This is a genomic window from Nocardia sp. NPDC055050, from assembly GCF_053608345.1.
The window spans coordinates 79019-92636 of record NZ_JBSGVG010000020.1; the positions used below are offsets into that span (position 1 = coordinate 79019).

Here is a 13618-nt window from a genome sequence, read left to right on the forward strand (position 1 = left end):
GTAACGGACGCTGAGGTGACGATGGACTCGTCTCGCCCTCCTGCCGACGAATACCCCATCGGCGGCCCCGCCGCGGCACTGGCCGCCCGGGTCCGTGCGGGCACCATCACGCCCGCCGACGTCACCGCCGACGCGCTCGCCCGCATCGGTTCGGAGAATCGCAAGATCAACGCCTTCACGGTGGTGCGAGCCGAGCGGGCCAGGGCCGAAGCGCGGGAACTGGCCGCCCGGCAAGACCTCGACGAGCTGCCGCTGGCCGGCGTGCCGGTGGCGGTGAAACAGAACATCGCGGTGGCGGGCGAACCGACCCGGGCCGGTTCGGCGGCCACCTCCGCCGAACCGGCGAGCGTCGATCACCCGGTCGTGGCCAGGCTGCGCGCCGCAGGCGCGATCGTTGTGGGGTTGACCGCGATGCCCGAGCTCGGTTTGTGGGCCAGTACCGACTCCGCGGGGTGCGTCACCCGCAATCCGCGTGATGTCGGCCGGTCGACGGGTGGATCCTCGGGTGGTGCTGCCGCGGCGGTGGCCGCCGGACTCGTGCCGATCGCGCACGGCAACGACGGTCTCGGCTCGATCCGGGTGCCCGCCGCGGCATGCGGGGTCTTCGGGATCAAGCCGGGTAGACACGTGGTGCCCGCGCAGATCGGCGCCGATTCCTGGGCGGGACTGGCCGAGAACGGCGTCCTCGCGACCACGGTGTCGGACGCGGCGCTGGCGCTGTCGGTGCTGGCAGGCCGTTCCGACCTGGCCGAACTACGCAAGCCGCAGCGACTACGCATCGGACTGGCCGTGGCTCCGCCGTCGCGTCTGGTCCGGATGGATCGGCATTGGACGGCGGCGGCGCGCACCGCGGGTGCGCGCGCGGCAGTGGCCGGGCACGAGGTGCAACCGGTGGAACTGCCCTACGGCGACACGGCGCTGCTGATGCTGCTGCGCTGGCCGAGCGCGGGCCTGGCCGACGCCGACACACTCGAGAACCCCGAACTGCTCCAGCAACGCACCAAACGTCACCTGGCGATCGGCCGGGTGATCCGGCGACTCGGCCTGGTCCGCCCCAGCCAGATCGACCGGACCGAAGCCAGGCTGCTCGAATTCTTCGAGGACTTCGATGTGGTGATCACCCCGACGCTCGCCGCGCCACCGCCCAAGGCCAGGCAGTGGAGCGGGCGCGGGTGGGCCGCGAATGTCGTGTCCTCGGCGCGCTACGCGCCGTTCACCGGACTGTGGAATCTGCTCGGCTGGCCCGCGGCGTCACTACCGATGGGCACCCATCCCGAAGCACACACCCCGTTGGCCGCGCAGCTGGTCGGTCCGCCGGGCAGCGAGTCCACCTTGCTCGGTCTCGCCGCCCAACTGGAACTGTCGAACTAGACCGCGATCGGCTGCGGCTGCGGTGTCGGCTCGGAGAAACCACCGTCGACGGCGCGACCGGCGAATTCCAGAATGGTCGGGCGCGTGTCGTCGGCCCGCCATGCCACCGCCAGCTCACACGGGGTGAGGCCGGCGACCGGACGCGCGGTGAGCCCGGGCCAGCGGTACATCGGCACGTTGTTCTCGGCCAGCAGGCACACGCCGAGGCCGAGGCTCACGGCCTCGAGCTTGTCCTCGGGGGTGGCCGCCTCGGCGCCGATCTTGGCCGCCTTGCCGCCACGGGCATCGTTGCCGAGCCAGAAGTCGCGGACCGCGCCCGCCTCGGTGGGCAGGGCGACGAAGGGCTCGTCGAGCAGATCGGCGAATTCGATGCTGTCCTGCTCGGCCAGCGGATGCGACTCCGGCAGCAGCACCCAGCGCGGCTCGGTGCGCAGCACCTGCCAGCGATAACGGTTGGGGTCGGGCAGCGGCAGCCAGACCAGCGACAGGTCGGCCTGTCGACCGGCCAGGCCACTGGAGGGGTCGTTCCACGACGCGGCGTGCAGGGCGAGGCGGTGACCGCTCGCGCTCTCGAGGTCGTTGAGCAGACCCCGGCCGAGCGCGGACTGGATTCCGACGCGCAGCACCTCGCCTGCTTCCTGGAGGGACACGTTGGTCACCTCCCACAGCTCGAGGATCTTGCGTGCGCCTTCGAGCAGTTCCTTACCGGCGACGGTGAGGGCGACACTGCGCTGGTTGCGGTCGAACAGGACCACGTCGAGCTGGCGTTCGAGCTGGCGGATCTGGCGTGACAACGTCGGCTGAGCGATATGCAGCCGCTGGGCGGCGTTCGTGAAATGCAGTTCCTCAGCGACGGCGACGAAATACCGCAGATCGCGCAAATGCGGGTCCATAGCACCTTGCTATCAGAATCGGTCGGGAAAATCCAGCCAAAACGGGCAAGGAAGTTCGCGGAAGTGGATCAAAACAGTCACCAGGTTGGTATCGCACAGCATATGGCCTGACATGGTGAGCTGCACCATCGGATTGTCTATTGTTCGTGGCGATCTGCCACCGAGTGGATCGACGTCATATCTGGGCGGCTGACCAGCGAAAATGCGTCGCTGTTCACATCACCTGCTCCGATGTGGGCCGCACCGCGCCGCTGTCGTGCGCGCCGAAAGGTGCCGCTGACCACGGCGACCGTGACCAGCAACTTCGTCGAAGTGATGTTAGTCACAAACAAGTTTCGAAGCGGCGAATCCGGCTGCGCACCAACAGGTGTCGCAGCCGGAATCGACTACTTGCTCTTCTTGAGACGCAGCACCGCGGGCAGGTCGATTCGGCGCATCCCGCGCGCACCGGCCGCCCGCATCGCCGCGACCGCGACGACCAGCTTGTTCATGTCGTAGGGGTACCAGAACAATTCCTTGCCCATGGTCGGCAGCTTCGGCTTCGTCATCGCCTGCGCGCGACAGTATTTCCGCAGCCCCGACGCACCGCCCCAGCGTGCGCCGACGCCGGACAGACCCCAGCCGCCCATCGGCATCGCGGGATTGAACAGGTTCGAGAACACGTCGTTGATGTTCACCGCGCCTGTGTTCAGCTGCCTGGCCACGCGTTCGCCGCGCGCCTTGTCGCCGGTCCACACCGACGCCGAAAGCCCGTAGATCGAGTCGTTGGCCATCCGGATGGCCTCGGCCTCGTCGGCCACCTTCATCACCGGCAGCGTCGGGCCGAAGGTCTCCTCGGCGACGCACGACATCGAATGGTCCACATCCACGAGCACAGTCGGCTCGAAGAAGGTGCCGACGCCGGTGCGTTTGCCGCCGGTGGTCACCCGGGCGCCCGCCGCCACCGCCTCGTCGACGTGGCGCTGCACGATCAGCACCTGATTCTCGTTGGCGAGCGCGCCGACGTCGTTCTTCGACTCGCGATCGTCGGCGCCCTGACGCAGGGCGGCGACCGCGGCGGTGAGCTTGGTGACGAACTCGTCGTAGGCAGGCGCTTCCACGTAGACCCGCTCGACCGAGATGCACACCTGCCCGGCGTTGAACATGCCGCCGAAGGCGATGCCGTGCGCGGCGCGGTCCAGGTCCGCGTCGGCGAGCACGATCGCCGGGTCCTTGCCGCCGAGCTCGAGGCTGTAGGGCACCATCCGCTCCGCGCAGGTGGCCGCGATCTTGCGACCGGTCGCGGTGGAACCGGTGAACTGGATGTAATCGGCGTTCTCGACCACCGCCGCGCCGGTCGCGCCCGCGCCGGTGACCACCTTGAACACCGGCGGCGCACCGATCTCGGCCCAGCCGCGGGCCAGCTCCACCGCGGACAGGGGCGTCACCTCCGACGGCTTGAGGATCACCGCGGCGCCGGCCGCCAGCGCGGGGAACACGTCGATCGCGGGCATCGCGAGCGGGAAGTTCCACGGCGTGATCACTCCGACCACGGGATAGGGGCGGTAGGCCACAGTCAGCGACTTCACCCGCGCGAGCGGGCTGTGCGGCGACGGGTGCTCGTCGGCGAGGAACTTGCCCGCCCGGCGCGCGTAGTAGCCGAGAATGTCGACCGCGAACGCCGGATCGATGATCGCGTCGACGCGCGGCTTGGCGGTCTCGGATTGCAGCACCGCGGCCAGGTGCTCGGTGTTGTCGATCAGCCAGTCCTGCATCTTCAGCAGCCACTGCTTGCGCCCGGACGGCCCGATCGCTTCCCATTCTGGCTGGTAGAGGCGCAGTTCGCGGACCGCGGCCGCCACGTCGTCCGGTGTGGTGACCGGTACGGTGCCGACGAGGTCGCCCGTGGCCGGATTGTGTACTTCGATCACCGCGACGTCTTTGTCGAGTTCGCTCACTGGTCGTTCTCCTCGTGCGTCTGCTGAATTCGGTTCACCGACTATCGCGGCGCGGCCAAGAGGAAGTGGCGTGCCTGCTCAGACAATTAGAACACGTTGCAGTTCTGGATCGAGCTGATTCCTACGGTGCTTCGCTGGCCTCGTTCTCGCGCGCCGCAATCCGGCGCAGCGGTGGCTCGGTGGGCGGCGGGACCCGGCGATCGGGGAGTTCGGCCAGCAGTGCCGTGGTAGCCGCGGCGATGGCCGCGACAGCCTTGTCGACCGCGGGCTTCGTGGCGCTACTCAGGCCGGAGATGCCGCCGACTTTGCGCACATATTGCAAGGCGGCAGCGTAGATCTCCTGCTCGGTGGCGGCAGGCTCCAGACCACGCAAGACGGTGATATTTCTACACATGACAGAACCATAGACCTGTGAGGCATGACACGACAGGCGAAGAATAAGGGGATCTGAAAATCTCGTGATGCACGTGAGATTCGCACGCCACCCGTGATCGCGGTCACGGCACTAGACTCGGCCGCATGCCTGCCAGGGGAGTACCAGCGCTGACCACTTTTCCCTACCCGGAACTGGACGAGCGCGAAGAAGATCACTGGTCGGGTGCGGGGGTGAGCGACGACGAACTGCGCGCGCTCGCCCTCGGCGCCTTCTACTCCACCCGCTGGGACGCTTTCCACGACGCGATGTTGCTCGGCCCCGAGCGTGAACACCCGCTCGGCGACCGCCGCGAACTCGCCATCGACACGCTCACCGGCGCCTGGGGCATCACCGACGGCACCGAAGCCCGCGCCTCGATGGAACAGCTGCTCGAAGGCATGCACGCGCCGTTGTATTCGCTGGTGCATCCGCTGGTGATGGCCTCGGTCAACGCCAGCGAGCGCGACCGTTTCGGTGAGCGGGCCGACAAGCAGCGCGCGTTCCTGCGGCAGGTCGGTTCGTTTCGGGGGATGGACAATCCCGAGGCGCTGGTGCGCGACTACGACATCTGGGCCCAGGCCATCAAGATCGGCTTCACCGACCATCTCTCGCGCCCGTTACCCAACGACATCCACGCCTGGGATCTGGCCCGCGTCGTCGCGGTGGCCCGCATGGCGTTCACCGCGGGCTACATCGACGCCGACGTGGCGTGGGAATACTGCATGCGCGCGCTGGTGCCCGCGCAGCGCCGCTACCGCAACTGGCGCCAGTTCGGCGACGCCTACCTCACCGGCTGGACCTACTGGCAGGCCACCGAGGACCTCGCCGAACTGAAGAACGGCGGCGTCGACCGCCGGATGGAACTGGTGCGACTATGGACCCGGCCCACCAGCCCGTGGCGGCGGATCGAACTCAACGAACCGGAGCAGAAGGCGGAAACCGAAGCGGCCGAACCGAATTGAGCATTCGGTCCGGCCACCGGCACTACAGGCTGCGCAGGATACCGCGGCCGTAGCGCTGGAATTGCGTGTCGTCGACCATGCCGAGCGAATGCCGCTCGACGAGTAATTCCCATTCCGCGTAGAGCTGGTTGACACCGGGGTCGGCGGGACCGGCGGCGCCGTCGGCAGCCTGCCTGCGGATGGCGAAATTCACCGCGCAGGTGACCCGTTCGGTGTCGGCGCGATCCACGCCCGCGAAATGCAGCGTGCGATTGCCGTCGTTGATATCGATGCCCGATCCGCCGTGGCGCGTATCCACCTCGCCGGGCGCCGAGCGCGCGCCTTCGACGGTGCGGGCGCCGAGAATCGCGGCCACCGCCAATTCGAAGGCATAGCGCTCGCCGCTGCCGATGGAGATGAACAGCACGCGGGAAGTGGTCGCGGCGAGCAGGCCGATGCCCGATCCCGCAGGCGGGGCGGCAACGGCGATGGCCGTTTCCAAGACGTATTCGTCGGGCGTGACATACCGGTTCAGCGCGGTGACGGCCGAACGCGCGTCCTTGCGCGGCGCCATCCGGCGCACGGCGCGCTCGACATCGGCGCGGGTGGGACCCGACTTGCCCCACTCGGGAGCGGGCGGGGTGAGATCCGGCGCGGCCACGTCGATGCGCTGGGTCACCATGATCTGGTCGTTGATCCGGTCGACGATGCCGAGGGCGGCAGGCACGTCGTGCTCGGCGATGAGCACCGGAAGGGGAGTGCGGTCGGCGGGAACGCCGGTGAGGACCGCCGTGGGATAGCGCAGATAGATCTCGATCACCACCGCTTCGTCGGCGCGCCGATTGAGGCGCACCTTGAGCAGGTCGGCAATGGGAACGTCGAGAACACGTTCGCCGTCGGTACCCGGCCGGAGGACGACGAGCCGTCCACCGCCGTGGCGCAGAATCGCTGTGGGTGTTCGTAGCTCGACGATGTCTATACCCCCTGCGCTGTAGTTGTGTCGTCGCCCACGATAAGGCGGGCATGACATGATTGTGGCCACTTGCCACAACCCGGTCGGAGCGTTCGGGAACCTCTTGCGTTCTCCGGCCGTTTACCAGTGCAACTGCACCAGCAGCCGAACTGCGCGATGTATCGAACTAGACCGTACGCGGTAACGTGGCATGTCCGCATCCGAAACCCGCCGATCTCGACGCTTCGCAAGCACACCCGGAGTAATAACCGGAAAGGACTGGGCCGTCCGGCCGACGCTCTATGAACCGCAAGACAGTGTTTCGCACCTTGGCGATCATCTCGGGCATCATGCTCATGATCTGGCTGTTCAGCTTTCTCAGCGATGACACGCGCGGTTGGGAGAGTGTCGACACTTCCGTTGCGCTGGCCCAGCTCGAGGACAAAGCGAACGTCAAGAACGTGCAGATCGATGACAAGGAGCAGCAGCTCCGCATCGAACTGAACAACGGCAACGAAGCCACGAGCAACAACGCCAAGATCGTCGCCAAGTACCCCAGTGGTGGGGAGAACTCCGCGCAGGTCCTCGACGCCGTGCAGAAGTCCGGCGCCCCGTACGACACCGTGGTCAAGCAGGAGAGCTGGCTGTCGCAGCTGCTGCTGTTCATCGTGCCGATGGTGCTGCTGGTCGGCCTGTTCATCTTCGTGATGTCGCGCATGCAGGGCGGTGGCCGTGGCGGAATGATGGGCTTCGGTAAGTCCAAGGCCAAACTGCTGACCAAGGACATGCCCAAGACCACGTTCCAGGACGTGGCCGGTGCCGACGAGGCCGTCGAAGAGCTCTACGAGATCAAGGACTTCCTCCAGAATCCGGCCCGCTACCAGGCGCTCGGCGCGAAGATCCCCAAGGGCGTGCTGCTCTACGGGCCGCCGGGAACCGGTAAGACGCTGCTGGCCCGCGCGGTCGCGGGCGAGGCCGGGGTGCCGTTCTTCACCATCTCCGGTTCGGACTTCGTCGAGATGTTCGTCGGTGTCGGCGCCTCCCGCGTGCGTGACCTGTTCGAGCAGGCCAAGCAGAACAGCCCGTGCATCATCTTCGTCGACGAGATCGACGCGGTCGGCCGCCAGCGCGGTGCGGGCCTCGGCGGCGGTCACGACGAGCGCGAGCAGACCCTCAACCAGCTGCTGGTCGAGATGGACGGCTTCGGCGATCGCTCCAACATCATCCTGATCGCGGCCACCAACCGTCCCGATATCCTCGACCCCGCGCTGCTGCGCCCCGGCCGATTCGACCGGCAGATCCCGGTCGGCAACCCCGACCTGGCCGGTCGCCGCGCGATCCTGCGGGTGCACTCGGCGGGCAAGCCGATCTCGCAGGAAGCCGACCTCGAGGGTCTGGCCAAGCGCACCGTCGGCATGTCCGGCGCCGATCTGGCCAACGTGATCAACGAGGCCGCGCTGCTCACCGCCCGCGAGAACGGTTCGGTCATCACCGGCGAATCGCTCGAGGAATCGGTCGACCGCGTGATCGGTGGCCCGCGCCGCAAGAGCCGCATCATCAGCGAGCACGAGAAGAAGATCACCGCCTACCACGAGGGCGGTCACACCCTGGCGGCGTGGGCGATGCCCGATATCGAGCCCGTCTACAAGGTCACCATCCTGGCCCGCGGCCGCACCGGCGGGCACGCCATGACGGTGCCCGAGGACGACAAGGGCCTGATGACCCGCTCGGAGATGATCTCCCGGCTGGTCTTCGCGATGGGTGGCCGCGCCGCCGAGGAACTGGTGTTCCACGAGCCCACCACCGGCGCGTCCTCCGATATCGACCAGGCCACCAAGATCGCCCGCGGGATGGTCACCGAATACGGCATGAGTGCCCGCCTCGGCGCCGTGCGCTACGGCCAGGAGCAGGGCGACCCGTTCCTCGGCCGCTCGATGGGCGTGCAGGCCGACTACTCGCACGAGGTCGCCCGCGAGATCGACGAGGAGGTGCGCAACCTCATCGAGGCCGCACACACCGAGGCATGGTCGATCCTCAGCGAATACCGCGAGCAGCTCGACGCCTTGGCCACCGCGCTGCTCGAGCGCGAGACGCTGCACCGCAAGGATCTCGAGACGATCCTGGCCGGTGTGGAGAAGCGTCCGCGGATCACCGCGTTCAACGATTTCGGTGACCGGCACCCGTCGGACAAGCCGCCGGTGAAGACGCCGGGCGAGCTGGCCGTCGAGCGCGGCGAGCCGTGGCCGCCGGTGCAGCCCGCGCCGGTGCCGGTGCCCAACGGTGCACCGCCGGTGGAGCCCAACGGCTACCCGGGTCAGCCCTACGGCCAGCCCGCACCGCCCGCCGCCGGTTACCCGTTGCCCGCCGCGCCGACCCAGGCGTTCCCCCGGCAGTCGGGCACGCACGGTTCGCGGCCCGATTACGGCGCACCGGCCGGCTGGTCGGCTCCGGGTTGGCCGCCGCGCGACGAGCAGCAGCCGCAGCAGCAGCAGCCGCAGCAGCAGCCCCAACCGCCGCAGGACCAGGGCAGTGCCTGGGGCAGGCCCGAGCAGCAGCAGCCGCGGCACGCCAGCGATGGTTTCCAGCCGTGGGGTGCCCAGCCGCAGCCGCCGGTGCGTGACGCCGATCCGGAGAACAAGGAGTGGGAAGGGCCGAACGGCCGCCACTGACCGGGGGCCAACTACGCTCGGAGGTCGAATGCCGAACAAGTACCGGCATTCGGCACTGGTTCTCGGATCACGCTCGGCCGTCGAATGTCGGGTGGTCGCCGGCTTTCGGCTCTCGTTCTCGGCCCGCCCGCCTCTGGACTGAGCGGAGAACAGGGCCGAGAACCCGCGGCGCCAGCCGCAAATATCACGGAGGTGCGGAGAAGTTGTCGGCCAACAAGCAGGAACTCGATCCGGCAGGTGAGCTGGGTGCGACCAGTCCGTCGGTGCTGACGGCGCTGGCGACCGGTTTGCCGTTCGATCAGGAGCGCGCCGAGAACGCGGTGCGCGAGCTGCTGCTCGCGGTCGGTGAGGATCCCGACCGTCCCGGCCTGCTCGACACGCCCGCGCGGGTGGCGCGTGCTTACCGGGAGATGTTCGCCGGGCTCTACACCGAGCCCGACGCGGTGCTCGCGACCACCTTCGACGAGGGTCACCAGGAACTCGTGCTGGTTCGTGACATCCCGATGTTCTCCACCTGTGAGCATCACCTGGTCTCGTTCCACGGCGTCGCGCACGTCGGCTACATCCCCGGCTCGCACGGCCGGGTGACGGGGCTGTCGAAGCTGGCGCGCGTGGTCGATCTCTACGCCAAGCGCCCCCAGGTGCAGGAGCGGCTGACCAGCCAGATCGCCGACGCGGTGATGCGCCGACTGGATCCGCGCGGCGCGATCGTGGTGGTCGAGGCCGAGCACCTGTGCATGGCCATGAGGGGAATCCGTAAGCCCGGCGCCAGCACCACCACCTCGGCGGTGCGCGGCCAGCTGCAAACCGACTCCGCCTCGCGAGCCGAGGCGCTGGACCTGATCCTGCGCAAATGAGCCAGCCACTGGTGACCGCCCGTGACCACCGCTCCTGCGTGGTCATGGGTGTGGTCAACGTGACCGCTGATTCTTTCTCCGACGGTGGTCGCTACCTCGATCCCGAACTCGCGATCGCGCACGGTGTGGAGCTGTACGAAGCGGGCGCCGACATCGTCGACGTGGGTGGTGAATCCACCAGGCCGGGCGCCGACCGGGTCGACCCGGCCGCCGAGGCCGCCAGGGTCGCTCCGGTGATCCGCGGACTGGTCGCCGCCGGGGTGCCGACCAGTGTCGACACCATGCGCGCCGAGGTCGCCGAGGCCGCGCTGGAGGCGGGTGTCTCGGTGGTGAACGACGTCTCCGGCGGCCGTGCCGACCCGAACATGGTGAAAGTCGTCGCCGAAGCGGGCGTGCCGTGGATCCTCATGCACTGGCGGGCGGGCGCCGACTACCGCCATACCGGCCCCGCCGATCACTACGACGACGTGGTCGCCGAGGTGAACGCCGAACTCTGCGCCCAGGTCGACCTGGCTGTCGCCGCGGGGGTCACCCCGGACCGGCTGATCCTCGACCCCGGCCTCGGTTTCGCCAAGAACGCCGAGCACAACTGGGAACTCCTGGCCGCTCTCCCGGAACTGGTGGCAGGCGGTTTCCCGATCTTGATCGGCGCCTCACGCAAGCGTTTCCTCGGCGCCCTCCTGGCCGACGAAGCCGGCCCACGCCCGCCCGACGGCCGCGAAACCGCCACCGCCACCCTGTCGGCCCTCGCGGCCACCCACGGCGCCTGGGGCGTGCGCGTGCACGATGTCCGGGCTTCCCTGGACGCCATCGCCGTCGTCGATGCCTGGCGTCGAGCAGCCGACGCTCGATCGGTCGCTGGGCGCACGCCGTGAACGTCCTCGCTACCCGAACTGCCGCAGGCGTCCGAGTCACCCTCCGAGGAGCTGTCCGATGAACTTGCCCTTGCTGCCGCCGCCCGCGGGCAGACCCGCCTCGTCGCGGATCGAGCTGCGCGGTCTGCGTGCTTTCGGCAGGCACGGAGTGTTCGATTTCGAGCGTCGTGACGGCCAGGAATTCGTCGTCGATCTGACGGTATGGGTCGATTTCGCCGCGGCCGCCGCGTCCGACGACCTCGCCGACACCGTCGACTACGGCGCGCTCGCCGAGCGTGCCGTGCGCATCGTGACCGGTCCGCCGCGCGATCTGATCGAAACAGTGGTCTCCGAGATCGCCGACGACGTGATGGCCGACCCGCGGATCGAGGCGGTGGAGGTGGTCGTGCACAAGCCGTCGGCGCCGATCCCGCACACCTTCGAAGACGTGCGCGTGGTGGCCATCCGGTATCGCACGCAGGCCCCGGAGCCGCGCCGATGACTCGCGCGGTGCTCTCGATCGGCTCGAATCTGGGCGATCGGCTCGCGCATCTGCGCAGCGTGCTCGACGCGCTGGGGGAGCGGGTCGTGGCGGTGTCGCCGGTCTACACGACCGCGCCGTGGGGTGGCGTCGACCAAGACGATTACCTCAATGCTGTTGTCACAGCGGAAGATCCGGCCTTCGACGATTACGCCTGGCTGCGTTTCGGTCAGGAGCTCGAGCAGGCGGCGGGCCGCGTGCGCGAGGTTCGCTGGGGTGCGCGCACCCTCGATGTCGATGTGGTCCAGTGCGCCGACAGCACCGGTACGGCGATCGCCCGCGACACCGATCCGACGCTGATCCTGCCGCACCCGCAGGCCCACAACCGGGCCTTCGTCCTCATCCCGTGGCTGGCTGTCGAACCGTCCGCGCACCTTGTCGTCGACGGGGCCGCGCGCCCGATCGCCGAGCTGCTCGCCGGACTCGACCAGTCCGAGAAAGACGGCGTGGTCCGTACCGACCTGGTGCTATGCGAGGAAAGCGCCGGCTCGTGCTGAAACCCACCCGGGTACTCGACCTCGCGCTGAATGTGGTGGTGGCCGCCGCGGTCGCCTGGGTCGCCACCCGGTTCGCCTATTCCAGCTTCCCGTCGATCTCGGTGGCCGCGGGCGCCTCGCTGCTGCCGGTCGCCGCGATCGAGGCGGCGCTCGGCTTCGCGATCAAGGCCAAGATCGCCGATGAGCAGATCGGCGACGGATCGGGCCAGATGCATCCGATCAACGTGGCCAGGGGTGTGGCGCTGGCGAAGGCGTCGTTGCAGGTGGGTTCGCTGGCCGCGGGTGTGTGGCTGGGTTTCCTGCTGTGGGTTTTCCCACAGCGCGGGACCGTCACCGCCGCCGCTACGGATTCGCCGGGTGCGGTGGTCGGCCTGCTGGCCGGTTCGGCCCTGGTTGCTGCGGCTTTGTGGCTGGAGTATTGCTGCCGGGCACCCGAGGACCCGACCGACGATCCCGCTACTACATAGCAACTTGCGAATGGAATCTCCGTAGCCTTTGGTGGGCCGACCAGCCGATTCCGGCTACCCTGGCCCTCATGGTTTCACCCTCCCGCAGCACGGCGCCCCGACGACGGCGGGACGACGCGGGAAAATTCTTCGTCGGTTTCCTCATCCTGCTCGGTCTGACCGCCAGTGTTTTCCTGATCTTCAGCGAAAACGTCCAATACGTGCGGATCGGCCTGGTAGCAGCCCTGTGGGCCGCGGTGATCGGCGCGCTCGCGGCTACCCGCTACCGCAAGGACGCGGCCGTCGACAAGGCGAAGGTGCGCGATCTGCAGACGGTGTACGAGTTGCAGCTCGAGCGTGAGATCAACGCGCGCCGTGAGTACGAGATGGGTGTCGAGGCGCGGGTGCGCGCCGAAGTCGGCGCCGACTCCTCCGAAATCGCCGCGCTGCGCGCCGAGCTGACCCTGCTGCGCCAGAATCTGCAGGTTCTCTTCGACGGCGCCCTGCTCGACGAGCAACCTGCGCTGCAGGCCGATGCCGTGCGGATCGACGCGCTGCCCGCCGGTGGCTTCAATGCCTTCGACGAGCCCGACCACGATTTCGACGTTAGCCCCGAGGATGCCACCGCCGCCTGGTTCGGCCCGTGGCAGCAACCGCCCAGCGCACTGAAACCTGTCTTCATGCAACCGGTTTCGGCCAATTTCGCCGACCCGTACGACGACCCGGTCACCGCCGAGACCTCGGCGGTGCAGCTCGACGAGTACGCCGAAACCCAGCAGTCGACCGCCCCCGCGCAGCCCGCCGCACCGACCACGTCATCGGGAAAGACGCCGCCGCCGCGCCTGTCCTCGCCGAACACCCGCCAGGTGACGGAGACGGTCCTGCCGGCCGAGCCCACCACCAACGGCAACTCGGCCGCTGCCCCCGAGCCCACCCCGGCGGCGGCCGAACCGACTCCGGCACCGGTCGCCGCGGCCGAACCTGTCCCGGCACCTGTAGCGACGGCCGAGCCCACCCCGGAGCCCGCCCAGCCCCCGGCCACCCGCCCCGAGAAGGCTCCCTCGGTGGGCACCAGCTCTCGTCGGCGCCGCCGCGCCGAAACCGAGGGCACCGCCCGGCTGTCGGTGGCAGACATCATGGCCAACCTCGAATCGGAGTCCACCGGCTCCGCCTCTCCGCGTACCTAGCTGGTCGCAACACCGACAACAGCCGGCTCGCCCACCGGCAAACCCTCGGCCGCGTCCC

At 68.6% G+C, this 13618-nt stretch carries 13 protein-coding genes; 9 read left to right on the top strand and 4 right to left on the bottom strand.

Annotated features, from left to right (window positions below):
• Positions 1–21 precede the first annotated feature (21 nt).
• A complete protein-coding gene (locus ACWGCN_RS21325; RefSeq protein WP_378990765.1) occupies positions 22–1371 on the top strand; it encodes an amidase in 1350 nt (449 codons plus the stop codon).
• Here the strand turns inward: ACWGCN_RS21325 and ACWGCN_RS21330 are convergent.
• From ACWGCN_RS21330 to ACWGCN_RS21340, 3 genes are all read right to left on the bottom strand, one after another.
• Complete coding sequence (locus ACWGCN_RS21330; protein WP_378631508.1) at positions 1368–2264, bottom strand: LysR family transcriptional regulator; 897 nt, start codon at positions 2262–2264, stop codon at positions 1368–1370. The two genes, ACWGCN_RS21325 and ACWGCN_RS21330, sit on opposite strands and share 4 nt — an antisense overlap.
• Positions 2265–2650: 386 nt before the next feature.
• Positions 2651–4201, bottom strand: coding sequence for an aldehyde dehydrogenase family protein (locus tag ACWGCN_RS21335; RefSeq protein ID WP_378990764.1), 1551 nt, complete (start codon positions 4199–4201; stop codon positions 2651–2653).
• A 121-nt stretch (positions 4202–4322) separates the two neighbouring features.
• Positions 4323–4595, bottom strand: coding sequence for a DUF2277 domain-containing protein (locus ACWGCN_RS21340; protein WP_378990763.1), 273 nt, complete (start codon positions 4593–4595; stop codon positions 4323–4325).
• A 125-nt stretch (positions 4596–4720) separates the two neighbouring features.
• Here ACWGCN_RS21340 and ACWGCN_RS21345 point away from each other — a divergent pair, with 125 nt between their 5' ends.
• Positions 4721–5578, top strand: coding sequence for a DUF1266 domain-containing protein (locus tag ACWGCN_RS21345; protein WP_062991379.1), 858 nt, complete (start codon positions 4721–4723; stop codon positions 5576–5578).
• A 22-nt stretch (positions 5579–5600) separates the two neighbouring features.
• Here the strand turns inward: ACWGCN_RS21345 and ACWGCN_RS21350 are convergent, their stop codons facing one another.
• A complete protein-coding gene (locus ACWGCN_RS21350; RefSeq protein ID WP_378990762.1) occupies positions 5601–6587 on the bottom strand; it encodes a hypothetical protein in 987 nt (328 codons plus the stop codon).
• A gap of 224 nt (positions 6588–6811) precedes the next feature.
• Here ACWGCN_RS21350 and ftsH point away from each other — a divergent pair, with 224 nt between their 5' ends.
• The 7 genes from ftsH (at position 6812) to ACWGCN_RS21385 (ending at position 13560) form a co-directional block, all read left to right on the top strand.
• Positions 6812–9178, top strand: a complete 2367-nt coding sequence (gene ftsH / locus ACWGCN_RS21355) for an ATP-dependent zinc metalloprotease FtsH (RefSeq protein WP_452459942.1) — start codon at positions 6812–6814, stop codon at positions 9176–9178.
• A 242-nt stretch (positions 9179–9420) separates the two neighbouring features.
• Positions 9421–10035 carry a GTP cyclohydrolase I FolE gene (folE, locus tag ACWGCN_RS21360; RefSeq protein WP_378990814.1) on the top strand — a complete coding sequence of 205 codons (615 nt, stop codon included), beginning with the start codon at positions 9421–9423 and terminating at the stop codon, positions 10033–10035.
• Positions 10032–10910 carry a dihydropteroate synthase gene (gene folP / locus ACWGCN_RS21365; RefSeq protein ID WP_452459943.1) on the top strand — a complete coding sequence of 293 codons (879 nt, stop codon included), beginning with the start codon at positions 10032–10034 and terminating at the stop codon, positions 10908–10910. The genes folE and folP overlap by 4 nt, the downstream gene beginning before the upstream one ends.
• A gap of 58 nt (positions 10911–10968) precedes the next feature.
• A complete protein-coding gene (gene folB, locus ACWGCN_RS21370) occupies positions 10969–11391 on the top strand; it encodes a dihydroneopterin aldolase (RefSeq protein WP_449971509.1) in 423 nt (140 codons plus the stop codon).
• Positions 11388–11927 carry a 2-amino-4-hydroxy-6-hydroxymethyldihydropteridine diphosphokinase gene (gene folK / locus ACWGCN_RS21375; RefSeq protein ID WP_452459944.1) on the top strand — a complete coding sequence of 180 codons (540 nt, stop codon included), beginning with the start codon at positions 11388–11390 and terminating at the stop codon, positions 11925–11927. The genes folB and folK overlap by 4 nt, the downstream gene beginning before the upstream one ends.
• Positions 11921–12394 (top strand): DUF3180 domain-containing protein, encoded by a 474-nt coding sequence (locus tag ACWGCN_RS21380; protein ID WP_378990757.1) that lies wholly within the window; start codon positions 11921–11923, stop codon positions 12392–12394. The genes folK and ACWGCN_RS21380 overlap by 7 nt, the downstream gene beginning before the upstream one ends.
• 68 nt (positions 12395–12462) lie before the next feature.
• Positions 12463–13560, top strand: a complete 1098-nt coding sequence (locus ACWGCN_RS21385) for a DUF6779 domain-containing protein (protein WP_378990756.1) — start codon at positions 12463–12465, stop codon at positions 13558–13560.
• Positions 13561–13618 lie beyond the last annotated feature (58 nt).

Coding starts and splice junctions, on each gene's coding strand:
- ACWGCN_RS21350 (WP_378990762.1), bottom strand. CDS start 6,587: ATGTCATGCCCGCCTTATCGTGGGCGACGACACAACTACAGCGCAGGG.
- ACWGCN_RS21385 (WP_378990756.1), top strand. CDS start 12,463: ATGGTTTCACCCTCCCGCAGCACGGCGCCCCGACGACGGCGGGACGAC.
- ftsH (WP_452459942.1), top strand. CDS start 6,812: ATGAACCGCAAGACAGTGTTTCGCACCTTGGCGATCATCTCGGGCATC.
- ACWGCN_RS21325 (WP_378990765.1), top strand. CDS start 22: ATGGACTCGTCTCGCCCTCCTGCCGACGAATACCCCATCGGCGGCCCC.
- folK (WP_452459944.1), top strand. CDS start 11,388: ATGACTCGCGCGGTGCTCTCGATCGGCTCGAATCTGGGCGATCGGCTC.
- folP (WP_452459943.1), top strand. CDS start 10,032: ATGAGCCAGCCACTGGTGACCGCCCGTGACCACCGCTCCTGCGTGGTC.
- folB (WP_449971509.1), top strand. CDS start 10,969: ATGAACTTGCCCTTGCTGCCGCCGCCCGCGGGCAGACCCGCCTCGTCG.
- ACWGCN_RS21330 (WP_378631508.1), bottom strand. CDS start 2,264: ATGGACCCGCATTTGCGCGATCTGCGGTATTTCGTCGCCGTCGCTGAG.
- ACWGCN_RS21340 (WP_378990763.1), bottom strand. CDS start 4,595: ATGTGTAGAAATATCACCGTCTTGCGTGGTCTGGAGCCTGCCGCCACC.
- ACWGCN_RS21345 (WP_062991379.1), top strand. CDS start 4,721: ATGCCTGCCAGGGGAGTACCAGCGCTGACCACTTTTCCCTACCCGGAA.